Origin of the sequence: Hafnia sp., assembly GCF_036648275.1 — a bacterium.
GTDB classification, from domain to species: Bacteria; Pseudomonadota; Gammaproteobacteria; order Enterobacterales; family Enterobacteriaceae; genus Hafnia; species Hafnia alvei.
The window spans coordinates 19750-44886 of record NZ_JAVXIQ010000006.1 but is presented as its reverse complement, the minus strand read 5'-3'; the positions used below and the strand labels follow the sequence as shown (position 1 = coordinate 44886).

The 25137-nt window shown below is 50.6% G+C and carries 22 protein-coding genes; 9 read left to right on the top strand and 13 right to left on the bottom strand.

Annotation, left to right across the window (positions count from 1 at the left end):
• Nucleotides 1–108: 108 nt before the first annotated feature.
• From hycI to galR, 10 genes are all read right to left on the bottom strand, one after another.
• Nucleotides 109–636: a hydrogenase maturation peptidase HycI gene (hycI, locus tag RSC70_RS07660; protein ID WP_332542148.1), complete on the bottom strand. Its 528-nt coding sequence runs from the start codon at nucleotides 634–636 to the stop codon at nucleotides 109–111.
• A complete protein-coding gene (locus RSC70_RS07655; RefSeq protein ID WP_025801580.1) occupies nucleotides 629–1084 on the bottom strand; it encodes a formate hydrogenlyase maturation HycH family protein in 456 nt (151 codons plus the stop codon). The genes hycI and RSC70_RS07655 overlap by 8 nt, the downstream gene beginning before the upstream one ends.
• Nucleotides 1084–1908, bottom strand: coding sequence for an NADH-quinone oxidoreductase subunit B family protein (locus RSC70_RS07650; RefSeq protein ID WP_025801579.1), 825 nt, complete (start codon nucleotides 1906–1908; stop codon nucleotides 1084–1086). The genes RSC70_RS07655 and RSC70_RS07650 overlap by 1 nt, the downstream gene beginning before the upstream one ends.
• Complete coding sequence (locus RSC70_RS07645; protein WP_025801578.1) at nucleotides 1905–2462, bottom strand: formate hydrogenlyase complex iron-sulfur subunit; 558 nt, start codon at nucleotides 2460–2462, stop codon at nucleotides 1905–1907. Before RSC70_RS07645 ends, RSC70_RS07650 begins: the two co-directional genes overlap by 4 nt.
• A 16-nt stretch (nucleotides 2463–2478) precedes the next feature.
• Entirely contained in the window at nucleotides 2479–4182 is a 1704-nt protein-coding gene (locus RSC70_RS07640) for a hydrogenase large subunit (RefSeq protein ID WP_025801577.1), read from the bottom strand.
• Between the two features lie 70 nt (nucleotides 4183–4252).
• The gene (locus RSC70_RS07635; RefSeq protein ID WP_115103640.1) at nucleotides 4253–5188 is read right to left on the bottom strand and encodes a respiratory chain complex I subunit 1 family protein; all 936 of its coding nucleotides are present in this window, start codon (nucleotides 5186–5188) and stop codon (nucleotides 4253–4255) included.
• A 10-nt stretch (nucleotides 5189–5198) separates the two neighbouring features.
• Nucleotides 5199–7106 (bottom strand): proton-conducting transporter transmembrane domain-containing protein, encoded by a 1908-nt coding sequence (locus tag RSC70_RS07630; protein ID WP_332542147.1) that lies wholly within the window; start codon nucleotides 7104–7106, stop codon nucleotides 5199–5201.
• A complete protein-coding gene (locus RSC70_RS07625) occupies nucleotides 7103–7717 on the bottom strand; it encodes a 4Fe-4S dicluster domain-containing protein (protein WP_025801574.1) in 615 nt (204 codons plus the stop codon). Before RSC70_RS07625 ends, RSC70_RS07630 begins: the two co-directional genes overlap by 4 nt.
• A 346-nt stretch (nucleotides 7718–8063) precedes the next feature.
• Nucleotides 8064–9062, bottom strand: coding sequence for a LacI family DNA-binding transcriptional regulator (locus RSC70_RS07620; RefSeq protein ID WP_332542146.1), 999 nt, complete (start codon nucleotides 9060–9062; stop codon nucleotides 8064–8066).
• Nucleotides 9063–9101: 39 nt separating this feature from the next.
• Nucleotides 9102–10109 (bottom strand): HTH-type transcriptional regulator GalR, encoded by a 1008-nt coding sequence (galR, locus tag RSC70_RS07615; RefSeq protein WP_040045195.1) that lies wholly within the window; start codon nucleotides 10107–10109, stop codon nucleotides 9102–9104.
• 718 nt (nucleotides 10110–10827) lie between these two features.
• On the opposite strand from galR, the gene aas reads away from it, so the two are divergent.
• Together aas and lplT are read left to right on the top strand one after the other, a co-directional pair.
• Nucleotides 10828–12996, top strand: coding sequence for a bifunctional acyl-ACP--phospholipid O-acyltransferase/long-chain-fatty-acid--ACP ligase (aas, locus tag RSC70_RS07610; RefSeq protein ID WP_332542145.1), 2169 nt, complete (start codon nucleotides 10828–10830; stop codon nucleotides 12994–12996).
• The gene (lplT, locus tag RSC70_RS07605; protein WP_040045193.1) at nucleotides 12993–14201 is read left to right on the top strand and encodes a lysophospholipid transporter LplT; all 1209 of its coding nucleotides are present in this window, start codon (nucleotides 12993–12995) and stop codon (nucleotides 14199–14201) included. Before aas ends, lplT begins: the two co-directional genes overlap by 4 nt.
• Before the next feature lie 45 nt (nucleotides 14202–14246).
• Here the strand turns inward: lplT and RSC70_RS07600 are convergent, their stop codons facing one another.
• Nucleotides 14247–15287, bottom strand: a complete 1041-nt coding sequence (locus tag RSC70_RS07600; protein WP_332542144.1) for an NADP(H)-dependent aldo-keto reductase — start codon at nucleotides 15285–15287, stop codon at nucleotides 14247–14249.
• Nucleotides 15288–15609: 322 nt separating this feature from the next.
• On the opposite strand from RSC70_RS07600, the gene phoA reads away from it, so the two are divergent.
• Together phoA and RSC70_RS07590 are read left to right on the top strand one after the other, a co-directional pair.
• Nucleotides 15610–17001 carry an alkaline phosphatase gene (gene phoA / locus RSC70_RS07595; RefSeq protein WP_332542214.1) on the top strand — a complete coding sequence of 464 codons (1392 nt, stop codon included), beginning with the start codon at nucleotides 15610–15612 and terminating at the stop codon, nucleotides 16999–17001.
• Between the two features lie 330 nt (nucleotides 17002–17331).
• Nucleotides 17332–18165, top strand: coding sequence for a polysaccharide biosynthesis protein (locus tag RSC70_RS07590; RefSeq protein WP_172722697.1), 834 nt, complete (start codon nucleotides 17332–17334; stop codon nucleotides 18163–18165).
• Between the two features lie 54 nt (nucleotides 18166–18219).
• Here the strand turns inward: RSC70_RS07590 and RSC70_RS07585 are convergent, their stop codons facing one another.
• Nucleotides 18220–18936 carry a TerC family protein gene (locus RSC70_RS07585; protein WP_063585821.1) on the bottom strand — a complete coding sequence of 239 codons (717 nt, stop codon included), beginning with the start codon at nucleotides 18934–18936 and terminating at the stop codon, nucleotides 18220–18222.
• A gap of 100 nt (nucleotides 18937–19036) precedes the next feature.
• Nucleotides 19037–19723, bottom strand: a complete 687-nt coding sequence (gene mutH / locus RSC70_RS07580) for a DNA mismatch repair endonuclease MutH (RefSeq protein WP_040045198.1) — start codon at nucleotides 19721–19723, stop codon at nucleotides 19037–19039.
• A 711-nt stretch (nucleotides 19724–20434) separates the two neighbouring features.
• Here mutH and rppH point away from each other — a divergent pair.
• The 5 genes from rppH (at nucleotide 20435) to ispF (ending at nucleotide 25136) form a co-directional block, all read left to right on the top strand.
• On the top strand, nucleotides 20435–20968 hold the full coding sequence (rppH, locus tag RSC70_RS07575) for an RNA pyrophosphohydrolase (RefSeq protein ID WP_004091644.1): 534 nt from the start codon (nucleotides 20435–20437) through the stop codon (nucleotides 20966–20968).
• A gap of 12 nt (nucleotides 20969–20980) precedes the next feature.
• Nucleotides 20981–23227, top strand: a complete 2247-nt coding sequence (ptsP, locus tag RSC70_RS07570; protein ID WP_282807527.1) for a phosphoenolpyruvate--protein phosphotransferase — start codon at nucleotides 20981–20983, stop codon at nucleotides 23225–23227.
• 176 nt (nucleotides 23228–23403) lie between these two features.
• Complete coding sequence (gene ftsB, locus RSC70_RS07565; protein WP_025801562.1) at nucleotides 23404–23748, top strand: cell division protein FtsB; 345 nt, start codon at nucleotides 23404–23406, stop codon at nucleotides 23746–23748.
• A 117-nt stretch (nucleotides 23749–23865) separates the two neighbouring features.
• A complete protein-coding gene (ispD, locus tag RSC70_RS07560; protein ID WP_332542143.1) occupies nucleotides 23866–24576 on the top strand; it encodes a 2-C-methyl-D-erythritol 4-phosphate cytidylyltransferase in 711 nt (236 codons plus the stop codon).
• An 86-nt stretch (nucleotides 24577–24662) separates the two neighbouring features.
• Nucleotides 24663–25136: a 2-C-methyl-D-erythritol 2,4-cyclodiphosphate synthase gene (ispF, locus tag RSC70_RS07555; RefSeq protein WP_332542142.1), complete on the top strand. Its 474-nt coding sequence runs from the start codon at nucleotides 24663–24665 to the stop codon at nucleotides 25134–25136.
• The last annotated feature ends 1 nt before the right edge of the window (nucleotide 25137 follow it).

The following is a 25137-nucleotide window of genomic DNA, read 5'->3' as shown; positions in this document are numbered from 1 at the left end:
CGACAGTTTTGTCGAAGTGAGATCCCCCCTCCCAGCCTCCCCCTTTTCAGGGGGAGGGGCAGATCAAGCGAAGTGTTCAGGGGCGGGGGGACGTTGTGGAAATAAAAATCAGCTCTGGCTACTCACCCCAAACTCATCTTCATAGGCCACCAGCAGTTCAAATCCGCCCTGATCGCCCCAGTTATTCAAGCGCTGATAGACTGTTTCGACGGCGTCTTTCACGGGCTGCATCATCGGGGCGTAAAATGCGACGATAGCGGGCTGGATACCCACAAAGGTGATATCCGGTACATCTTCACGCAGTTGCTCGATCAAATAGCTCAGCGGCAGGTTATGTGTGGTGACGATAAACAGCTCGGCAATATCTTTTTCGTCGATGATGCGGATCTCGCCGGGTTCTAATCCCATTTCGGTGGCATCGACGATGATCAAACGCTCTGGTTTCATCTCGCGGATCGCGTGGGAGTAGCTTTCCGGCGACGTGCCTCCGTCGATGACGGCCCAACCGGCTATCGGATGGTCGGTGACCTTTTCGGCTAACAATGGCCCAGCGCCATCGTCACCCATCATGCTGTTGCCAACGCATAACAATAGATTCTTAACGGGGTGAGCACTATCTTCTAAAAAACTAGCCATCGCGTCTTTTCACCATCAGATAGATTGCGGGTTCATTTTCGATCATCTGCAGCGCAGCGATCAGTGCGTCTGTCCATGTCTGTTCTTGCTCATTCATCTGCGGACGCGCTTTATCTAAAGCGCAGGCCAGCAAATGTGTATGCGTGCTATCGATACAGATTTCGCCGTAGCGCGGAAGTCCTTCCAGTTTGCGGCGTGCCGTACTCTCTTCCGGTAGCTTGGCTACCCACGCCCGATAACCCGTCAGCGGACATTCCAAACAGGTTTTCAGGCAGTCGATCACCCCAAGGTGATGGCCAATCGCGAGGCTGTAATAGATAACTTCTTTCGCTTCCTGCGGGGTTCTGTCCTCATCTTCCTTTTTTTGCACGAACTTACGGCTAAGGGAGTAGAACACAACCATCGGATCTTGTTCGTGATAAGGCTGATTACGGGCGTGGTCAGTCATTAGAAATTACCTCCGCGAGCAGCATCATGGCACACCGCCTGTAGGCGAGAGATGATCTCGGTTAGGCGAGGATCATTTTCGTGCGCTAAAAACTGCGCTACGCGTGCTTCAACGGTGAGATCGTTTTGCTGGGCAAGAAGATCCATAAACTTATCGGCGATCTGGCGGCCATAGCGATAACCCGACATACGGCGTGCTTCACGATCGATCATGACGCGCAGTTGTTGTGGAATAGCCGGATGCAAGATAGCGGCCTGCTCATCTTCAGCTTGCTGGTGGTGTTCGCCTTTCAGTTTTTGATCGAGCAAACCCAGCGCCATGGCAAAGCCATAAATGGTCGCAGCAGGAGTTGGCGGGCAACCTGGGATGTAAACGTCAACCGGAACAATTTTGTCCGTGCCGCCCCAAACGCAGTATAAATCGTGGAAGATCCCACCGCTGCAACCGCAGGCACCGTAGGAGATCACAATTTTTGGATCCGGTGCAGATTCATACGCACGGATCGCTGGAATACGCATTGAACGGGTCACCGCGCCGGTAAACAGCAGAATGTCAGCATGACGTGGAGAAGGAACGACCTTGATCCCAAAGCGTTCGGTATCAAATAACGGCGTTAGCGCAGAGAAGATTTCGATTTCGCAGCCGTTACAGCCGCCGCAGTCCACGCGGTAAACGTAGGCTGAGCGACGAATATCCTTCAGCAGCGTGCTTTTGAGTTTCGCAATCTGCTCATCGACGGTGATAGGTACCGGTAAACCGTTGGCGTCGCGTGGACCGATAATCGGTGAGCCGTTGGCTGGCTGTTGAGTAATGATTTGGCTCATTGTGCCGCCTCCTGTGTCAGGTGACGTCCCAGCGTGATACGCGCTGAGTGGGTAATGTTATTTTTACGTTTACAGTTGGGGCAAGTTTCAAACTGTGAGCGGCGCTCTTCGGCCTGCTCTTCCGTTAAATTGCCTGCCTGAACCAGTAATGCCATGGCGTAGTCGATCTCTTTTTGTGCCGCGTAAGGCGCACCACATTCAACGCAGTTGCAGACTTTGAACTCCGCAGTTTGGAACAGATCGCTTTTGTTCCATACCGCCATTTCAAACTCTTGTGACAGCTTGATCGCCGCGGTTGGGCATACTTCTTCACAGCGCGCGCAGAAAATGCAGCGGCCGAGATGTAATGCCCAAGTGCGCGTACCTTCACGCGCATCGGTTTCCATGGTTAACGCATTGGCTGGACAAGCGGCAGTGCATGCGCCACAGGCGATGCACTGCTCTGGATTGTATTCAGGCTTACCGCGAAAGTTCGGATCAACCTGCATTGGCTTAGCGGGATAAGCCACCGTCGCATTGCGATGCTTAAACGCCGTTTTTAATAATTTCAGCATGGGTATTCTCCTGACCTTACTTCAGCGGTGAGTCTTTGCGTTCCAGACCATAGCGCTCGATTTCTTTGTACGGCACGGTAACGGACTTGCGTTTACGCACGTCGACCAGCGTTACGCGGTCGGTACAGGAGTAGCAAGGGTCAAGGCTGCCGATGATTAATGGTGCATCGGATACCGTGTTGCCTCGCAGCATGTAGCGTAGCGTTGGCCAGTTAGAGTAGGTGGCCGCACGGCAGCGCCAGCGATAGAGTTTCTGGTTATCACCGGTCATCGACCAGTGAATATCATCGCCGCGTGGTGCTTCAGAGAAGCCCAGTGCGAAACGGTTTGGAATATAGGTGAAGCCTTCAACGGCCAGCGGGCCACCCGGCAAATTATCTAAACCGAAGTCGATCATATTCAGCGCGGTGAAGACTTCGTTGACGCGAACTTTGACGCGGGAAATAACGTCGCAGCCGGTTTCCGTGTGAATTTCCATTGGCAGCAGATCGTAACCCGCAAATGGATGATCCACGCGGGTATCACGAGCATGGCCACTTGCGCGGATCATTGGGCCGACGTTGCTGAAATCACGTGCGATTTGTGGATCTAAACGACCCACGCCAACGGTGCGCTGTTCCATATTTGGCGTGCTGAACAGGATATCAACCAGCGTTTTCACTTCGGCACGCATTTCAGCGGCCAGCTTGCGGGTTTGGATCATGTCATCTTTCAGCAGATCGCGACGGATGCCGCCGATCAAATTCAGACCGTAGGTTTTACGTGCGCCGGTGAGGATTTCAGCCATTTTCATGGATTTTTCACGCACGCGGAAGAACTGCATAAAGCCAGAGTCAAAGCCGACGAAGTGGCACGATAAACCGAGGTTCAGCAGATGGCTGTGTAAACGTTCGACTTCCAACAGAATAGAACGTATAGCCTGTGCACGTTCAGGAACCTGAATGCCCATCGCGTTTTCTACTGAAGAGGTATACGCGGTGCTGTGCGCAAAGCCACAGATGCCGCAAACACGGTCAGACAAGAAGGTCACTTCGTTATAACCCATGCGGGTTTCAGCCAGCTTTTCCATGCCGCGATGGACGTAGAAAAGACGATAATCGGCATCTACGATATCTTCACCGTCAACGAACAAGCGGAAATGACCCGGTTCGTCAGAGGTGATGTGCAGCGGCCCGATAGGGACAATTTTGCCACTTTTGCTTTCGTTGATGAACGGATAGGTTTCAACGTCGGTGGTTGGCGCCGGACGCTGACGATAGTCCATTGAGTCTTTGCGCAGCGGATACAGCTCATCTGGCCAATCATCTGGCAGCACCAGACGGCGCTCATCGGGTAATCCAACCGGGATTAAACCGTACATATCACGCACTTCGCGTTCGCCCCAAACGGCAGCCGGTACGCGAGGGGTAACAGACGGGAACTCCAGCGTTCTCTCATCGACCAGCGCTTTTACGGTGATCCAACATTTGGTGCCGGTTTCCATGGAGAGCACGTAGTAAACCGCATAGCTGCCGCACAGTGGACGTTCGTCATTGCCGAACAGAACCGATAACCAACCGCCTTGTTTGTAATACAGAAACTCAACCACTTCCGGCAACATATTGGTTTTAATGGTGATGGTTGCCTGAGTGTCTGTCTGCCAGCTTTCGTCCAGAATCGCTGAAGGGAACTGCTGACGCAGCTCCTGAATGTAATGTTGACCTGTTTTTTGCTGATTCATAAACCGTGATGCCCCGTAAGCTGAGAGGGTGAAATAGTGAGTAGGTGAGTGAAGGTTGTCATAACCGGCCTCACGCAATTAACCATGATAAGAACGCCATTGCCGCCAGACCGAAACCGGCCCAAGTGGTGTAAGACGTTTTCAGGAAGCGCAAACGGGCAACGCTGTTTTCAAACAGGGCGATGAGGGCAATCCCAACCAGCAGTTTGATAAAGGCAACCACGATCGCCAGAACCAAAGCACCCGCGCTGAAAGTGGCCATTTGGCCCCAAGGGACAAAAACGCCGATGAAGAGTTGCAGAACAACTAACTGCTTAAGGCTGATGCCTAATTTCAGCACGGCAAACGCCGAGCCGGAATATTCGGTCAACGGGCCTTCCTGCAATTCTTGTTCGGCTTCGGCCATATCGAAAGGCAGTTTGCCCATTTCGATGAAGGTGGCAAATGCACAGGCCAGAAGGGCTAACACCAGAGCCAGTGAGGAATTCACGTCCCAGTTCAGTACGTGGAAACTCATCACACCCAGATTTGTTGAACCTGCCAGTAGTGCTGCAACCCAAAGGCCTAGCATTAGAATCGGTTCAACTAAAATGCCCAGCATGGATTCACGGCTAGCGCCGATACCGGTGAAGGTGCTTCCGGTGTCTAAGCCTGCAATCGCAAAGAAGAAACGGGCGACGGCAAACAAATACACCACGGTAATCAAATCACCTATTGGCGATAGCGGACTGATAATGGTGACAATCGGCAGGGCAGTCGCGATGGTGAGCATGGTGCCAACCATCACATAAGGCATCATCTGGAAAAACACGCCTGAAGCCGCTGGAGAAATATTTTGTCGTCTAAACAGTTTAAAAATATCGCGGTAATCCTGAAAAATATCAGGGCCGCTGCGGCTGTGTATTTTGGCACGCAGCACGCGGGAAATTCCGCTAAACAACGGAGCCAGCGCCAACAGGGCTAAAGCCTGAATCAACGCCAGCGCAAGGATAGAAAGCGAACTCATGTCATTCTCCTCAGGCGAAAATCGCCACTAGCAGCAGGGCGAGTTCAATCACCGCTAACGCTGGATAAACGCGCATTGCACCGTCACGCAGCAGACCACCGAACAGAGGTGCGGGGTTGCAAACTTTACGTAGGCGATAGATCGGGGCAAACATCACGCGCAAAGGCTGAGCGAAGCCGGTTGCCGTAACCACCATTTCCGCTTCGTGGCCATAACCGCAGGCCCATGCATCGCCGTGGCTACGGCGTGGTAGGCGTGAGTTTTTGTACATACCCACGAGCAGCATTGGCAGAATCGGGAAGGCCAGCATCAAAATGGCGATCATCGGTGTTGAAAGCAGGGTGGTATTGGTGGTGCCGGAAATCATCACCGCGCCCTGTGTCATCTGATGTGGATCGAGCATCAAGCCCAGAGAGCCTGCTGCCATTTGCAGCATATATGGCAGAACCCAAGGTGCGCCGATACCAAATGCCAAACAGCCAATCGCTAACAATACCGGAGAGAAAAGCATGGAAGCGGGCGCGCAGCCCGCATTGGCTGCACCTTCACTGCGTGGTGCGCCGAGGAACGTGACGCCGAAGATTTTCGCTACACACATCACGGCGAGCGCACCGGTGATGGCCAGAACTACCATTATCAGCGGAGCGATAATTCGCATGCTCACCGCGGAAGAGTGGCTCAGAGAGAATAGGGATTGGTAGGTAAACCATTCGCTGACGAAGCCATTAAGCGGGGGAAGTGCCGCCATTGACATCAGGCCAATTAACATCGCAGTCGCGGTTAACGGCATACGACGAGCAACGCCGCCCAGTTTCTCGATATCCTTCGCGCCGGTGCTGCGGATAACCGCTCCGGCACCGAGGAACAGCACGCCTTTAAACAGTGTGTGGTTAACCATATGGAACAGGCCAGCCATCAAACCGAGTACCGCCAGCGTAGGTTTACCCAGCGCTAAACCGAGCACACAGGCGGAAAGACCCAGCAGAATAATGCCGATGTTTTCTACGGTGTGATAAGCCAACAGGCGCTTGATATCGTGCTCCATCAGCGCGTACAAACCACCGATAAAGGCGGTTAGCGCTCCGACGATCATTAATGCGGCGCCCCACCACAGCTGCGGCATACCTAGCCAGTCTATGCTCAGTTTCAGTAAACCAAACAGACCGACTTTCAGCATCACGGAAGAAATCAGCGTGGCTGCATGGCTTGGTGCGCTGGAGTGAACCTGTGGGATCCAACCGTGAAGCGGCACTAAACCAGAAACGATGCCAAAGCCCAGTAAGCCCAGCACAAAGACCCATGAGGCTAAGCCATGGCTCAGGCTTGCCAGATGGAATTCGCTTAACGCCAGCGTGCCGCTATGACGGTAGATAATCCAGAATGCGGCGATGATAAGCACAGTGCCTAAACGCGACATCAGCCAATATAAGCTTGCTGCCTTACGCGCTTTGGCATCCTGCGACTGCCATACTAGCAACGCGGTGAACAGCGTCATCAGCTCCAACAGTGCAACAAAGATAACGGCGTTATCGGTTAGCACTAACAGGCTGATGGCAGCGCTCAACAGGTTCATCAAGCAACCAATCAGGGCGGCTTTCTTCGGGGCATAACCCTTTAGATAGCTAAACGCATAAATGCCGCACAGCAGGCTTACTACCGAAGTCAGCAGCAGCATTAGGCTGTTGAGCGTGCTGAACAGCACCGGCGTGTGATTAAACAGGTTAGCGCTAACGATTTCTGGGGTAAACGCCAGCCCTTGGCAAGCACTCAAGGTTCCGGCAACGCCCGCAACCAATGCACCTAGCGCTGCAACGCGAGCGCCAATCCAGCCTGAACCTGTTGTGCCTAACAGCAACGCCAGAATGGCTGAAATGAGATAAATGCTGAGCGCGAAACTCAATAATTCAACGGTATTCATTGTGCGTCGGACCCCTCTGAGAATGAGCTAAACATCATCAAATCGGCATCCATTGCGTCCATCGCGTTTTGGCGTTTGGCCGCGCTCGCCTGAGACAGTTGGTTATCATCAACTAGCATGATGGCGTGAGTTGGGCAGGCACGAACGCAGGCAGGCCCTTGTTCGCTGAACTGACATAAATCGCATTTCACTGCGATGCTACGAATACCGGGATACCAATCTAAGAATGGGCTGATGCCGCGCTTGTTTGGCGGTGCAGGCAAGGCTTTTGGCGTATTGCTGTTGGCTGGAATGTGCAAAGGCTTGCTGCCGTTCATGGTGATAGCACCGAATGGGCAGGCAATACCGCACAGCTTGCAGCTTACGCACAGGCTTTCATTCAGCTGAATGGCGTCGTCGGTATGGGTAATCGCATTGACCGGGCAAACCTGTGCGCATGGCGCGTCTTCACAGTGATGGCACATGACAGGCACAGAATCGTGATTGTCTTTAACCACCACCAGACGCGGCTCAGTCTGCAGGCCATAAGTCTTATGCTCTTCAGAGCACGCGGCCATACAGGTGTTGCACCCGATACATAATCGGGGATCCGCAATAACAAAGCGGTTCATGTTCAGTCCTCTGGTTCAGACTACAAAAAGTAAAATTCCTCCTTGTTAAGCACAAAACGTGCCAGTAGGTTTTATTTCTTATTTAATCGTTATTTTTCAAATTGATGTGAGGTGTTTTATTGCGGTTTTTGTGTGTCGGAAGTGTGTCGCTATCGACACTTGGAGGAGGGTTCGACATTAGTGTCGAAGGGGTTACCCCACTATTGATTCGATATGTTTGGGTAATAAAACCCCACCCTAACCCTCCCCTTGGCTGGGGAGGGAACTGTCCGGTGATGTTTGTAAGAATCTCGATCGGCTCCTCCCCCTGCGAAGGGGGAGGTTGGGAGGGGGATTTTCCTCTCGATTACTTGCGGTTGATGACCGACTCCCTCACCTTTAATTCCCCCACAAACGGTTCTACCGGCTCAACGATTTCGCCATTGCTCAAGCGCAGCGCTTGCTGGATCGCGGTGGAAATCATTTTATCGATAGGTAAATACACCGTAGAAAGTGATGGCTGCAAATATTCCGCGCTAGGTTCGTCATCAAAACCAAACAGAGAAACATCATCAGGAACGCGTTTTCCCGCCTGATGGAGTGCGCGCAGAGCACCGATGGCCATATCATCATTACAGGCGAAAAGGGCGGTAAAGGATGGGGTCTTTTCTAGAAGCTCGCGGCAGGCGTGGTATCCGCCTGCGATGCTGCTATCGCTAAAGGCAATGAAATCGTCGCGATAGGCAATGTTATTCTGCTCTAAGGCCTCTCGATAGCCCGCTAAGCGCGACTGCCCCGTTGGGGTATTGATGGGGGCGGTGATACAGGCGATATCTTGATGGCCGCGAGCAATTAGATAGTTGACCACTTCGCTGGCTGCTTGCTGTTGTTCGAAGACCACACAACGCTCGCGAGCGTGAGGTAGATCGCGGTTAATCACCATCAGCGCAGGGTGCTGATTGATTAACTGCATAAGCGCAGGTTCTTCCATAAAACGCGTATAGAGAATGATGGCATCGCAGCGGCGATCAATCAGCAGCCGAACGGCTTCAAGTTCACCTTCAGGCGTATCATGACCATCAGTAACAATCATGTGCTTACCGCTGGCTTCAATAAGTTGGGCCGCTTGGCGCAACAATCGGCCAAAATAGGGGCCATCAAAGTTAGAGATGACTAAACCAATCGTATTGGAGGTCTGATTCGCCAATGCTTGCGCCAGTAGATTGGGGCGATAGCCCAACTCTTCGACCGCTTTAAATACCGCAATACGGGTGCTCTCTTTAACCTGACCGGTATTATTTAATACTCGGGAAACAGTGGCCTTCGAGACGCCAGCCTGTCGCGATACATCCAGCATGGTAATCATGAATACGTTCTCTGCATTATCCGCAAAACCTTGAGTCTATCATACCGAACGCGGTGTAGAGACCGAGTGACGACATACTAACGTTGGGCTAAACATATTCGTGGTTTCTGGCAGCGGCGATGATGTTGATAATGCCAGCGCCAGTTCTGCTGCCTGCGTCGCCATGGCGACCACGGGATAACGGATCGTGGTTAAACGTGGGCGTAGATAGCGTGATATCAGCACGTCATCAAAACCTATCAGCGAAATTTGTCCTGGCACGTCGATGCTGTTATCGCTTAGCACGGATAGCGCGCCAGCCGCCATAGGATCGTTATAGCAGGTCACAGCGGTTACAGCCTTGCCATGACCAAGCAGCTCAGTCATCGCCTGTTCGCCACCGATTTCATCCGGTGAACCGTAGGCAATCAACCTGTCGTCAACGGGAATATGATGTTCGTGTAACGCATCTAAATATCCTTGCAGACGATCGTGCGCATCGGAGATAGGGTGGTTTGAGCAGATGCAGGCGATATTTTTGTGCCCTTGCTGAATCAAGTGACGCGTAGCGAGCCAAGCACCGTAGCGGTCATCCAGAGCCACACAGCGCGTTTCGAATCCCTGTAATGTACGGTTGATCAACACCATTCCCGGAATTTGCTTCATGAGATGCGCAAGTTCTTCATCTGGGATCATCTTGGCGTGAACCACCAGCGCCGCACAGCGATGGCGGATCAGTTGCTCAATGGCCTGACGCTCTTTATCGGCGTTGTGGTAACCGTTACCAATTAATAAAAAGTTACCGGTGGCATAGGCGACCTGTTCAACCGCTTTGACCATAGCGCCAAAAAAGGGGTCAGAAACGTCAGATACGATTAAGCCAATCGTTTCAGTCGATTGCTGAGCCAGCGCGCGGGCATTGGCATTGGGGTGATACTGCAACTGTTCCATGGCAGACATCACGGCATTGCGTGAGCTGTCGCTGGCTTTAGGTGAATTATTGATAACGCGAGAAACCGTGGCTACGGAAACACCCGCGAGTTTGGCAACATCCTTTATGGTAGCCATGGGATTGTCCAAAAATACAGTGAGGGGAAGCGGTTACACGCCAGTGTTGCGGAAAACCCCCGCCGCCGCAAGTCCTGCGCGATATCGGTTTCCAGTGATATGTCTCAGAACGGCAGAAATAACACCGCTAGTTACATTTTGCCCACGAATGTTGCGATTCACAGCTGGTAGCGAATGGAGCGACGTTTTAACCTAAATATCCCAGAGGTATTGATTGGTGCGATTTCAGTACATTTGTGACTGAAGCCAATGTTTACACCGACCTACGCGGATGCGTAGGTTTTTTTTTGCTTCCCCTGCGTATTTGAAGCTGCTGCTGCGTTGGCTGCTTTGCACATTTTCCCCACGGTTTTCCATGCATTGGCCTGAGGTGTTTCGGGTTTGAAAGGTAATTTACATATCGTTGCATTTTGAATGGTTATCTTGCGATAAATGCATAGTGATGCAGCCGAATGTCTTCTACATTAGCCGTCCCAGAGGTATTGATTGGTGGGTTTTTCAGTGCATTTGCTACTGAGCCAATAAATTACACCGACCTACGCAGATGCGTAGGTTTTTTTTTGCCTCAACCCTGTCGTCACTGCTCATCGTGCGTTACATACTCTTAAAATATGATTATTTCTTATCTGTTTCCTGAAAAAATATCAGGGCTTTAGTATGCTCAACGAAAATATACGTGATACATATTGCGTATAACCTTTGAACATAGGGAGATGTCATGATTTTCCGTTTTTTCCGCGCTTTGTTCCGCTTAATATTCCGCATAAAAATTACCGGTCTTGAGCACTCTTTCAAGCATGAAAAATTGCTCATAACGCCCAACCATGTCTCATTTTTAGACGGCGTTTTGATGGCGCTTTATTTGCCCATTAGGCCTGTATTTGCCGTTTATAGCTCGATTGCCGATAGCCGCTATATGCGTTTTATCAGCAAGTATGTGGATATTGTGGCGCTCGATCCTACTAAGCCGATGGCGATTAAACATCTGATCCGTTTGGTTGAGCAGGGACGTCCGGTGGTGATTTTCCCTGAAGGGCGTATCACCGTGACCGGCTCGATGATGAAGATTTATGATGGTGCCGCGTTTGTGGCGGCGCGTTCAGGTGCGGCAATAATTCCCGTTCGAATTGAAGGCGCAGAGTTTACGCCGTTTGGTCGCCTACGCGGGCTGTTCAAAACCCGCTGGTTCCCTCAGATCAGTATTCATATTTTGCCGCCAACGCATTTAGTCATGCCCGAAGCACCGCGTGCACGCGACCGTCGTTTGTTAGCCGGTGAACGCTTACACGACATCATGATGAAGGCGCGGATGGATTCTCAGCCGGGGCACACGTTATATCAGGGGCTGCTGGCGGCGATGACGCGCTACGGCGCTTCCAAACCGATTATCGAAGACATCTCTTTTAAAGAAGATAGCTACCGTACGCTATTGAAAAAATCGCTGGGCGTGAGCCGTATTCTCGAACGATTCACCACGGAAGGTGAGCATGTGGGTATGCTGTTGCCGAACGCAACGATTACCGCCGCCGCCATTATTGGTGCCACCATGCGTAATCGCGTTCCCGCATTGCTGAACTACACCGCGGGCGTTAACGGCGTGAAGAATGCCATGTTGGCTGCCAACATCAAAACCATCGTGACGTCGCGCCAGTTTTTAGAAAAAGGCAAGCTGACGCATTTGCCCGAGCAGGTGACCGAGGCTAACTGGGTCTATCTGGAAGATCTGAAAGATACCGTAACGCGCGATGATAAAATTTGGATTATCAAACATTTGCTGCGCCCTGAACGCGCGATGCTACCGCAAAAGCCGGATGATGCCGCGCTGATCCTGTTTACCTCAGGCTCTGAAGGTTATCCGAAAGGCGTCGTGCATTCTCACGCTAGCCTGATGGCTAACGTTGAGCAAATTCGGACTGTGGCTGATTTCACACCCGCAGACCGTTTTATGTCGGCCTTACCGCTGTTCCATGCCTTTGGTTTGACCGTTGGTTTGTTCACGCCGTTGATGACCGGCAGCCGCGTTTTCCTCTATCCAAGTCCTCTGCATTATCGCGTAGTGCCGGAGCTGGTCTACGATCGTAACTGTACCGTGCTGTTTGGCACCTCGACGTTCTTGGGGAACTACGCGCGTTTTGCTCATCCTTATGATTTTGCTCGCTTGCGTTACGTGGTGGCTGGCGCTGAGAAGCTATCGCCACATACGGCGCAGGTTTGGCAGGACAAATTTGGCATTCGTATTCTGGAAGGCTATGGCGTGACCGAATGTGCGCCGGTGGTGGCGATTAACGTGCCGATGTCGACAAAGGTCGGCAGCGTTGGCCGAATTTTGCCATCGATGGAAGCGCGTTTAATGACGATTACCGGCATTGAGCAGGGCGGGCGTTTACAGCTGCGCGGGCCAAATATTATGAAAGGCTATCTGCGGGTTGAGAATCCAGGCGTGCTGGAAGTTCCGCAGGCGGAAAATGCTGACGGCGTGATGGAAGCGGGTTGGTATGACACCGGCGATGTGGTTACGTTAGACGATAGAGGCTATTGCGTTATCCGTGGGCGCGTTAAGCGTTTCGCGAAGTTAGCCGGTGAAATGGTGTCGCTGGAAAGCGTGGAGCAGTTGGCCTTAAAAGTGTCTCCCGATCATGAACATGCGGCGTCGTCGCGTAGTGACAGCAGCAAAGGCGAAGCGCTGGTGTTGTTTACGACCGATGCTGAATTAAGCCGTGACCGCTTGTTAAAACAGGCGCGTGAAAGCGGTGTGCCAGAGCTTGCCGTGCCACGCGATATTCGTTTCCTTAAACCATTGCCGGTATTAGGGAGCGGGAAAATTGATTTCGTTACCCTACGCCAAATGGCCGAAAACAAAGAGACAGCAACCGGAGAAACAGCATGAGTGATGCAGTAAGTCCGACAGCGCCGCTGTTAAACCGCAGCATGAAGGCGGTGATTCTGGCGCAGTTTTTCTCTGCGTTTGGTGATAATGCGCTGTTGTTTGCCACGCTTGCGGTAATCAAACAACAGCTCTATCCCGACTGGAGTCAGCCTGTTTTACAGATGGCGTTTGTGGCGACGTATATCATTCTTGCCCCGTTCGTGGGGCAGTTTGCCGACAGCTTCTCCAAGGGCCGAGTCATGATGGTCGCCAATGCGCTGAAACTGCTGGGGGCGCTGGTTATCTGTTTTGGCTTTAATCCGTTCTTGGGATATACCCTCGTGGGCATTGGCGCAGCGGCTTACTCTCCGGCTAAATACGGCATTCTTGGCGAGATCACCAGTGGCGATCAGTTGGTAAAAGCGAACGGGTTGATGGAGGCCTCCACGATCGCGGCGATCCTCATTGGATCGGTGGCGGGCGGTATGATGGCGGATCTCAATGTGACCGCAGCATTGGCGCTATGTGTATTGGTTTATGGCGCAGCGGTGGCGGCTAACTGGTTTATACCGAAGCTGAATGCGGCGCATCCTGCTCAGTCGTGGAATCCTGCCCGTATGGTGTCGATCTTCGGCAATGCGTGCAGAGTGCTGTGGAATAATCAGGAAGCACGTTTTTCGCTGATTGGCACCAGCTTATTCTGGGGAGCAGGCGTTACGCTGCGTTTTCTGCTCGTGCTGTGGGTTCCCGTCGTGCTGAATATCACGGATAACACTACGCCAACCTTGCTGAATGCAATGGTTGCGGTCGGGATTGTGATTGGCGCGGCGGCGGCGGCGAAACTTGTGACGCTAACTACGGTGAAACGCTGTCTGCCTGCGGGCGTTTTGATTGGCGTTGTGGTGGCATGGTTTGCGATGCAAAGTAGCCCATCGGTTTCTTATGCGTTGCTAGTGCTGGTGGGGATTTGCGGCGGCTTCTTTGTGGTGCCGCTAAATGCGTTACTGCAAGAACGTGGAAGGCACAGCGTAGGCGCGGGCAATGCTATCGCGGTACAGAATCTGGGTGAAAACACCGCCATGCTGCTGATGCTGGGATTGTATTCGCTGGTGGTGAAAATCGGTGTTCCAGTGGTGGGTATCGGTGTGGGCTTCGGCGTGGTCTTTGCCCTTGCTATTGCAGGCGTCTGGGGATGGGACGTGGTGCGTAGAAAACGCCGAATTTAAACGGTGTTATGTGCCCTCCTTGTAAAGGGAGGGCTGTTTTAGCACTTACGGTGCAGGATAAGTAAACCGGCTATGAATTTCATCAATAGCCTTCAACACATCTTCGTTTAGCACCAAATTTCTGCTTTCAATATTACTCTTCAACTGTTCCAGCGTGGTTGCGCCCAGCAAAGTGCTGGACACAAATGGCTGCTGACGCACAAACGCCAATGCCATCTGCGCGGGATCTAACCCATGTTTTTTCGCCAGTCCGACGTATTCAGCGACGGCACCTTCGGTTTGCTTGCTGGTGTAGCGAGTGAAACGGCTAAACAGGGTGTTACGCGCTGTGGCGGGTTTTGCCCCGTTGAGATATTTACCGCTTAAGGTGCCGAAGCCTAAACAAGAATAGGCCAGCAGCTCAACGCCTTCATATTGGCTGATTTCCGCTAATCCCACTTCAAAGCTGCGATTGAGCAAACTGTAGGGATTTTGGATAGAAACGATACGCGGTAGATCGTGTTTTTCTGCCAGCTGTAGGTAACGCATGACGCCCCAAGGTGTTTCGTTAGAAACTCCGATGTAGCGAATTTTACCTGCACGAACTTGTTCAGAAAGTGCTTCTAAGGTTTCTAAGATCGTGACAGCGGGCTTCTGTTCGGTATAGCGGTAGCCAAGTTGACCAAAACAGTTGGTTGGCCGCTGTGGCCAATGCAGTTGGTAAAGATCGACATAGTCGGTATTGAGCCGCTTTAAGCTGGCATCCAGCGCGGCGCGAATGTTTTTACGGTCGAGGGCTTGCTCAGGACGAATACCGCTGTCGTTGTTGCGCACAGGGCCGGTGATTTTCGTCGCCAGCACAATTTTTTCACGGTTGCCGCGTTTGGCTAGCCAACTGCCAATATAGGACTCGGTCAGACCCTGAGTTTCTGGGCGAGGAGGCACCGGATACATTTCTGCGGTATCAATCAGGTTAATTCCGCTGGCAATCGCCAGATCGAGTTGTGCGTGGGCATCAGCTTCGCTGTTTTGTTCCCCGAACGTCATGGTTCCTAAACCCAGTTCGCTAACTTCCAGCGAGCTGTGTGGAATGCGGTGATATTGCATAGCTGAGCATCCTTCATGTATGGAACGTGTTCTTAGAGGATGGAACGTCATCCTCATTTTATTTCTGCTACCACTTTAGCAAGATTATGCGGGCCTATACCCTTCATACTTGAAGCAACTCCAACTCCAATTATTTTGGGTATATATTTCCCCCAATATTTCGAGATTACGCCACATTGTCATATTTCTAGAACAACTCCGTCACAAAACCTTCACTAAGCCTTCTTATACTGCCTGCATCTTGAAGCGCGACGCGTATATGCAGAGTATTTATTTACAAGGAGATAGTGAAGTGGCCTCTAATAAAATTTTTTCGTTGTCTATGTTAAGCCTAATGATGTTGATGCCACCGGTGCAGGCGGCTAATCCGCCTGTCGCTGATTTAACGGCGCGAGCAGCCCAAGGAGATATCACTCAGTTTGGTGGTGCACGACGCATGACGCAGGATCAAACTACCGCACTCATTGCTTCTTTAAGTAATAAAACGGCCAAAAACGTCATTTTGCTGATTGGCGACGGCATGGGGGATTCTGAGATTACCTCTGCGCGTAACTATGCCGAAGGTGCTGGTGGCCAATTTAAAGGGATTGATGCATTGCCGCTGACGGGGCAATACACGCATTACTCTTTAGATAAGAAGAGCCATAAACCCGACTATGTCACCGATTCTGCGGCTTCTGCAACGGCGTGGAGCACAGGGGTGAAAACCTACAATGGGGCTCTGGGCGTAGACGTGAACGGTAAGTCTCATCGTACCCTATTAGAGATGGCGAAAGCGGCGGGAAAAGCCACGGGTAACGTCTCAACGGCAGAATTGCAGGACGCCACGCCTGCGGCGCAGGCATCTCATGTAACCTCACGGAAATGCTATGGCCCAAGCAAAACGCTGGAACTGTGTCCAGGGAATGCGTTGGAAAATGGCGGTGAAGGCTCTATTACCGAGCAGCTTTTAAAAACCCGTGCCGACGTGACGTTGGGCGGGGGCGCTAAAACCTTCTCTGAAACGGCAAATTCAGGCGATTGGAAAGATAAAACGCTGATGCAGCAGGCTGAAGGGCTCGGTTATCAGGTGGTCACGAATCTGGATGAGTTAAACAAACTGAGTATCGCTGACCAGCAAAAACCGGTTCTGGGGCTTTTTTCTGATGGCAACATGCCGGTACGCTGGCAGGGGCCAAAAGCGATCTATCATGGGAACCTAGATGGCGCTCCGGTGACCTGTAGCGTTAATCCTGAGCGTAGTCCTTCCACGCCGACGCTGGCGCAGATGACTGAAAAAGCGATTTCGTTGCTAGATAAAAATCCAAAAGGTTTCTTCTTGCAGGTAGAAGGAGCGTCGATCGATAAACAAGATCATGCCGCCAACCCCTGTGGGCAATTCGGTGAAACCGTTGACTTAGATGAAGCGGTACAAAAAGCATTAGAATTTGCGCGTAAAGATGGCAATACCTTGGTGATTGTGACCGCAGACCATGCCCATTCAAGCCAGATTATTGCACCTGACAGTAAAGCACCGGGGCTGACTCAGGCGTTAACGACTAAAGATGGCGCGGTGATGGCGATTAGCTACGGTAATTCTGAAGGTGACTCACAGGAGCATACGGGAACTCAGTTACGTGTCGCGGCCTATGGACCACATGCGGGTAACGTGGTTGGCTTGACCGATCAAACCGATCTGTTCTTCACCATGCGTAACGCGATGGGGATTAAGTAGCTGTTTATACCCATCATACTTCAAGCTGTATCTTTGTTGGCTGCGCTCACTCACCCGAATCACTTACTTGAGTAAGCTCATCGGGATTCGCTGACTTGCCGCTTCGATGCAACGCGAATTATTTTTGGTATATCCTTATTATATAAAGATAAGTACCAGAAATTGGATGGAAGTTCATCTCTATTTTACTGTGAGGAGGTTGGTGCTTCTTGGCACGCCTCCTAAAAAATAGATGGCGTTTAGATAAAGTAACTCTGCGGTAATACCTTATTGCATGTTATGTTTTGGCTATAAGTATTTTCATAGGCAGTATGTATTGCGCGTTATCTTATGAAAGAAAATAGTCCAGCAGATAAACAATCCCTTGTTGAAAGTGAAGTTGGAGAGCATCTCCGTTTCTATCGACTTTGCGGGATAATGGCTGCAGCAAGTGTTGTATTTATTACCTTACTAACGGTATTGGTGTATCCGGAAAGCATGCATGAAAATGCCTATCGTATTGCTTGTCTGGTTTATGGCCCTGCAACACTTCTTTTACTTCTCGGTATGTTTAAATATCCAACGGTATGCAGTTGGATATTATTCGCCGCTTTTCACGCCATGCTGTTGTATTTATTTATTGATGGCACGACGTTTAATCTCGTTATATCGACATTGTTTTCGTTATTCTTTTTATTGGGTGTTGTCGCGAATACCCAATTCTATCGTGGTATTGAACGACCGCTGTGGCTGGCGCAGCGCAGATGCAAACCAGTTGGGTTACTGTGTTTTATTGCGTTACTGGCGGCTTTACTGAGCAGCGGGTATGCGTTTCGTTGGATTGAAAAGAAAAATGAAGATCCGCTGCAGTGGATTGAATATCGTCGTGAAATGCTGAAGCGCTATGTGGATACGACTCCGCCAGCTGATACTTCAGACAGCATGTTTAAGCTGCGTCGGGTCAGACTGGAAGGGAAAACGCTGGTGTTTGTTTTCCGTGTTATTCCTCCATCGGATGAGCCGATTGAAAGCACTTTAGCCAAACATGCCAAAGATGATTTTATTGCACACTGCAAAGAGAAAGGAATTCGCCATTACAATATGAAAATCATGTACGTATATCATGTTGACCAGCTCGAACATATCTTTGTAATGGATAAGAAAGACTGTGCTCGATTAAGCTAATAAAAAAGGAGAACGAGAGTTCTCCTTTTTTATTTGTGTATGAATAATCTGATGTTAATCGCTGCTTTTTTCTTTTTTGCTACGCAGCAAATTCAGCGCTTCAACCGTCATCGAGAAGAACATCGCAAAGTAGATGTAGCCTTTTGGTACATGTATGCCGAAGCTTTCTAGAATCAGGGTAAAGCCAACCAGTATTAGGAAGGATAGTGCCAGCATTTTTACCGATGGGTGGCGGGCGACAAATTCGCCGATTGGTCGAGCGGCAAACATCATCACGCCTACTGCAATCACCACGGCCGCCATCATAATAAAGAGATGATCTGAAAGGCCGACGGCGGTAATTACCGAATCCAAGCTGAAGATAATATCCAGCAGCATGATTTGCACGATGGCACCTAAAAACGAATGGACGTTGGTGGTCATGTCTTCGCCACCGCCCTCAATGGTTTCGTGGATCTCTTTTATCGCTTTATAAATCAGGAACAAACCACCCAGCAGCAAAATGAGATCGCGCGTGGAAACGGCATGGCCGAATGCGCTAAAGAGTGGGTGCGTTAAGCGAACAACCCACGCAATGGAAGCTAACAAGCATAAACGCATCCCCATGGCCGCCAGCAGGCCGATGCGGCGGGCTTTGTTTTGCTGTGCTTTAGGAAGTTTGGCGACAACCAGAGATAAGAAAATAATGTTATCAATGCCAAGGACGATTTCTAGAATAGTCAGCGTGCCGAGCGCTAACCAGGCATTGGGATCCACAATCCATTCAAACATGACTCAGTACTACCTAAATAAACGATAAACGAAGATTATACGCTTTCTTGACCGTTCAGGGATCCTATGAACGTAGTGAAATGCTTAAGCGAGTTTGGCGTTATAGCAGAAAGTGGCGTGCGAGCAGGGCTGCGGTGAAGTTTTTCTTGAGGTAAAAACCTCGAGGGAGCGTGAGTATGGGTTCCCCATGTTCACCAGTGGCTTCGGTCAACGCACGGCTGTTGGCCGCTTTAGGTCTGATTTGTAGCACTTCGCCGTGGCGGGCGGTAATGCGCTCCACTTTACCCAACACAATCATATCCATCAGTTCTTCCCAATCGCGCTTAAGCTGTTCGTTTTCCTCTTCGTTGGGTGTCCACAACAACGGGCTGCCCACTCGGCGCTGTTCCAGTGGAATTTGCCGTTCGCCTTCAACTGGGACCCACAGAACGCGCTGTAGTTTGTGACGAACATGGCTTGATTCCCATGTTACGCCGCTGTTTCCCGTTAAGGGCGCTACGCAAACGAAGGTGGTTTCTAGTGGTTTTCCGCGACTGTCGATGGGGATGGTCTTGAGCTCAACGCCTATCTCGGGAAAGTCTTGCTCTGGTTTACTACCCGCGCTAGCACCGAGATACAGCTCTAACAGCATGCCAACCCAGCCCTTATCTCGCTTCAAATCGCGCGGAATAGCGATGTTCGCTCTAGCCGCGAGTTCGCCTAATGTATAACCGGCCAGCGACTGGGCGCGATTTAACAGTTGTTGCACATTTTCAGGCGTGGTGGTGGGGAGTTGAGGTGTCGTCATCGTTGAAATTTCACTAATTTTAACTGAATCCACGATTTGATTAAAAAATGAACTGCGTGCTGTGAGTAAAATTTGGTGCCGAGTTATTTGCACCGAGCCGGAAATAATACCATGATTCCTAAAAGAAATTATCGAAATTTTCTTTTATACGGCATTTTAAAAAATTTGTTGTGCAAGACTAGACACCGACAATGAACAGGATCTTACACCTATTTATCCACAGATTTTTGGGATAACCCATTTATTTACCGATCACTGGTTTGATTTACAGGCTTGACGTAGGGGGTTTTTTGGGAAATTGCCGCCTCAGTGTGCAAGTTTGGCGAATAAGCTGTGGATAAAATCGCCATTGGACGATCTTTGAACAAGCTAAGATCCAAACCGTGCATAGGTCACATTTTTGCTTATTAGTGATATGATTGTTTCTACCTATTTAACTGATATATAAGATTAATGTCAGGATATGTAAAACGGGTTGTTTTGAGTTATCCAAAGGTTTACACCCTTTCCCCTGAAGTTCTACACAAATATATCCACAGAAAAAGTGAATAAAAACGGTGTTGGGGAGCAAACAATGTTTATAACTATGGATGAATCTGTGAGTTATCCCAATGTTATCCGTTTTTTACCCGATTTAATGCGGTGGTTTACCACCACAGGGGAGTGTGAAACAATCAGCCTATCTTGCGAATTTGCTATTGAGGTAGTCCAGTGATCGATGATGATGGCTACCGCCCGAACGTGGGTATCGTAATCTGTAATCGGCAGGGGCAAGTACTTTGGGCCCGTCGCTTTGGTCAGAACTCTTGGCAGTTTCCTCAAGGGGGAATTAATCCTGGAGAAACCGCCGAACAGGCGATGTACCGCGAACTGTTTGAGGAAGTGGGGCTGGGGCGAAAGGACGTTAAAATTCTTGCATCAACCCGTAACTGGTTACGCTATAAATTACCTAAACGTTTGGTGCGTTGGGACACAAAGCCGGTTTGTATCGGCCAGAAGCAGCGTTGGTTCTTATTGCAACTGATGTGCAATGAGTCAGAAATCAACATGCAGAGAAGTAGTACGCCTGAATTTGACGGCTGGCGCTGGGTCAGTTTTTGGTATCCAGTGCGTCAGGTTGTCTCATTTAAACGCGATGTATATCGTCGGGTGATGAAAGAATTCTCACCTGTGGTCATGCCATTGCAGGAAGTGACCCCGCCAACGGCGCGGACCTCTCCTGCTTATCGCCGTAAAAGAGGTTAAGTGGCTTTAATCATGCTCACGCGTTTGCGGGAAATCGTTGAGAAGGTGGCTGCGGCCACTAGTCTGACTGATGCATTGGAAGTGCTGGTTGATGAGACGTGTCAGGCAATGGATACGGAAGTCTGTTCGATCTATTTAGCTGATAACGATCGTCAATGCTATTACCTGATGGCGACACGTGGTTTGAAAAAGCCACGTGGACGTGTGGTGACGCTCGCTTTTGACGAAGGCATCGTTGGGTTAGTGGGACGTTTAGCCGAGCCAATTAACTTGGCTGACGCACCAAGCCACCCCAGCTTTAAATATGTCCCCAAGGTAAAAGAGGAGCGCTACCGCGCTTTTCTCGGCGTGCCGATGATTTATCGCCGCCAGCTGCTCGGCGTTCTGGCTGTACAACAGCGTGAATCCCGCCAATTTAATGAAACCGAAGAGTCGTTTTTGGTAACGTTGGCGACTCAGTTGGCCGGGATCCTTTCTCAGACTCAGCTTAACGGTTTGTTTGGCAAGCTACGACAGAGCAGGATCCGTGCGATCGCAGCCTCTCCCGGAATTGCCGTGGGTGAAGGCTGGATGGATGTCAGCCAACCATCGCTTGAACATGTCTATCAAGCTTCAACCTTAGACAGCGCCAGTGAACGCGAACGTTTGACGCAGGCCTTGGAAGAGGCAGCGGCAGAGTTTCGTCGTTTCAGTAAACGTTTTACGGCTAACTCGCAGAAAGACAGCGCGGCCATCTTCGATCTCTATTCGCATTTGATCAATGACGCGCGGCTTAAACGCGAGCTCATGAGTGAGATCGACGCAGGATCCGTCGCTGAATGGGCGGTCAAACAGGTGATTGAGCGTTTCGCCGAACAGTTTGCCAGCTTGCAAGATCCTTATATGCGCGAGCGCGCCAGTGATTTGCGTGCGCTTGGGCAACGTTTGCTTTTCCATCTCGATGATAACGCGACCGGTATTAACCAATGGCCAGACCGTTTTATTCTGGTTGCCGATGAGCTCACTGCGACGCTTTTGGCTGAAGTTCCGCAGGAGCGGATGCTTGGTGTCGTGGTGCGTGACGGTGCGGCAAACTCACATGCCGCCATTCTGGTACGCGCCATGGGCGTGCCGACGGTGATGGGGGCTGACATTCAGCCTGCGTTATTGCATGAGCGTCAGCTGATCGTTGACGGCTATCGCGGCGAGGTGTTGGTAGCGCCGGATCCGGTGTTGGTGCATGAATATCAGCGCTTAGTGAGTGAAGAGATCGCGCTCAGTAAAATGGCGGAAGACGATGCCGAAAAACCTGCTCAGCTAAAAAGCGGTGAACGCGTGCAGGTTATGCTCAACGCCGGTTTGAGCGCGGAGCATGAACAACGTCAGGATAGCCGCGTTGATGGGGTTGGCTTATACCGCACAGAAATACCGTTCATGTTGCAAAGCGGTTTCCCATCGGAAGAAGAGCAGGTTGCACAATACCAAGGAATGCTGCAGATCAATCCCAATAAGCCCGTAACGCTGCGTACGCTGGACATTGGTGCGGATAAACAACTGCCCTATATGCCGATCAGTGAAGAGAACCCAAGCCTTGGATGGCGCGGGATTCGGATCACGCTCGATCAGCCTGAGATCTTCTTGGTTCAGGTCCGTGCGATGCTGCGTGCTAACGCGGCCAGCGGCAATTTAAACATTTTGCTGCCGATGGTCACCAGTCTGAGCGAAGTGGATGAGGCGAAACGTCTCATCGAACGAGCAGGCCGCGAAGTAGAAGAGATGATTGGCTATGCGCTGCCGAAACCACGTATCGGCGTCATGCTGGAAGTTCCGTCGTTGATTTTCTTGCTGCCGTTCTTAGCCGAGCGCGTAGATTTTATCTCCGTAGGCACCAACGATTTAACCCAGTATTTGTTGGCGGTTGACCGTAATAATACGCGGGTGGCGTCGCTGTATGACAGTCTTCATCCGGCGATGTTGCGCGTACTCAACCAAGTGGTTAATGAGTGCGATCGTCTGAATTTACCAATTAGCGTATGCGGTGAAATGGCGGGCGATCCAATGGGGGCGCTGTTATTGATCGGTATGGGCTATCGAAATCTCAGCATGAATGGCCACAGCGTTCCTCGAATAAAATATCTGCTGCGAACGATTGAGCTGGAAGATGCGCGCTTTTTAGTTCAGCGAGTGCTGGAAAATCAAATGTCGACTGAAGTTCGCCATCTCACCGCTGCTTTTATGGAAAGACGTGGTCTGGGTGGCTTAATTCGCGGTGGCTTGTAATTATTTTGTTTTATTTTCCAACTATTGCTTATGAATAATCCTAAACTATTCACGGTGATGAGTTCTTCTTATACGGATCTGATAAAGAGAAATCTGTATAACGCAGTAATTTTCCCTTGAGTGTGGAGTCTCACTAAAAGTTGTGGGATGATTGTGCGGTTTTTCAGGGGGCGTGAATGGGTAAACTAACGCTATTATTATTGATACTGTTGGGCTGGCTGCAATATTCATTGTGGATCGGCAAGAATGGTATCCATGATTATGTGCGCGTAAAAGAAGATGTTGCGAGTCAGCAGGCTAATAATGGCAAGCTGAAGTCTCGTAACGATCAACTCTTTGCAGAAATCGACGATCTAAATGGCGGGCAAGAAGCCATTGAGGAACGCGCACGCAACGAACTTGGTATGATAAAGCCTGGCGAAACGTTTTATCGTCTGGTTCCAGAACAGGCAAAGCATAATGGTGGGGCAACTCAGTCTTCTCCAACGCCTTCGTTCTCATCGTCTACGGCACGAAACTAGCCTCGAACATCGCTTTTCGTTCACTCACCATGTCCGTTAGTTTAGTTATGTCATTGGACCTAACGTCATATCCATGATCTTCATTACAATAATCTTGATAAGAACAAACTGATAAGCATGAGTGATCCCGACGTGTCTACACTCCTCCCCATTGTCGCCGTTGTGCCGGCGGCTGGCGTTGGCAGCCGAATGCGTTCGGCCTTCCCCAAGCAGTATTTGACCATTGCGGGCAAAACGATCCTTGAGCATTCGATCGCGGCGTTGTTATGTCATGCCGAGGTCGAGCGGGTGATTGTTTCTATCAGCCCTGACGATGGCTATTTTAGCGATTTGCCGCTAGCAAACGATCTCCGTATTCAGGTTGTCTTCGGCGGCGCTCAGCGCGCAGATTCGGTTTTTGCCGGTTTGAAAGCGGCGACGGATGCTTCATGGGTATTGGTACATGACGCCGCTCGTCCGTGTTTACACCAAGACGATCTCAGCCAGCTATTGGCATTACGCCATACCTCTAAAGTCGGTGGTATTCTTGCCGCACCGGTACGTGACACCATGAAGCGCGCAGAAGCGGGCGATCGTTTTGCAATTGCGCATACGGTCGATCGTGAGGCGCTATGGCATGCGCTGACCCCTCAGTTTTTCCCACGCGAATTGCTTATGATGTGTCTGGAGCGCGCACTCAATGAAGGCGCTAACGTGACAGATGAGGCATCAGCGTTGGAATATTGTGGTTATCATCCGCTGTTGGTGTCTGGCCGTTCTGATAATATCAAAGTGACAAGGCCAGAGGATTTTGCTTTGGCTGAGTTTTATTTATCCCAGCGTACTTAATCGTTTAGTACGTGGGCTTTTTGCACTTGCGATAACTCTACGATGTTTTATTTCATTACCACACTGCCTCCAAAGGAGAATGCTTGATGAGAATTGGCCACGGTTTTGATGTTCATAAATTTGGTGGCGAAGGCCCTCTGATCATTGGCGGCGTGCGTATCCCTTACGAATTTGGTTTGCTGGCGCATTCAGACGGCGACGTTGCTTTGCATGCGGCTACTGACGCGCTGCTTGGCGCCGCTGCGCTGGGTGACATTGGTAAACTTTTCCCCGATACCGATCCTGCGTTTAAAGATGCCGATAGCCGTGAGCTTCTGCGTGAGGCTTATCGCCGAATTCGTGCTAAAGGATACCGTTTGGGCAATCTCGATATTACGATTATTGCTCAGGCTCCAAAGATGGCGCCGCATATCCCGCAGATGCGCGTGAATTTGGCGGAAGATTTGGAGTGCCATATGGATGACGTCAACGTTAAAGCGACGACCACAGAGAAATTGGGCTTTACCGGTCGCGGTGAAGGCATTGCCTGTGAAGCTGTTGCACTGTTGATTAAGGAGTAAC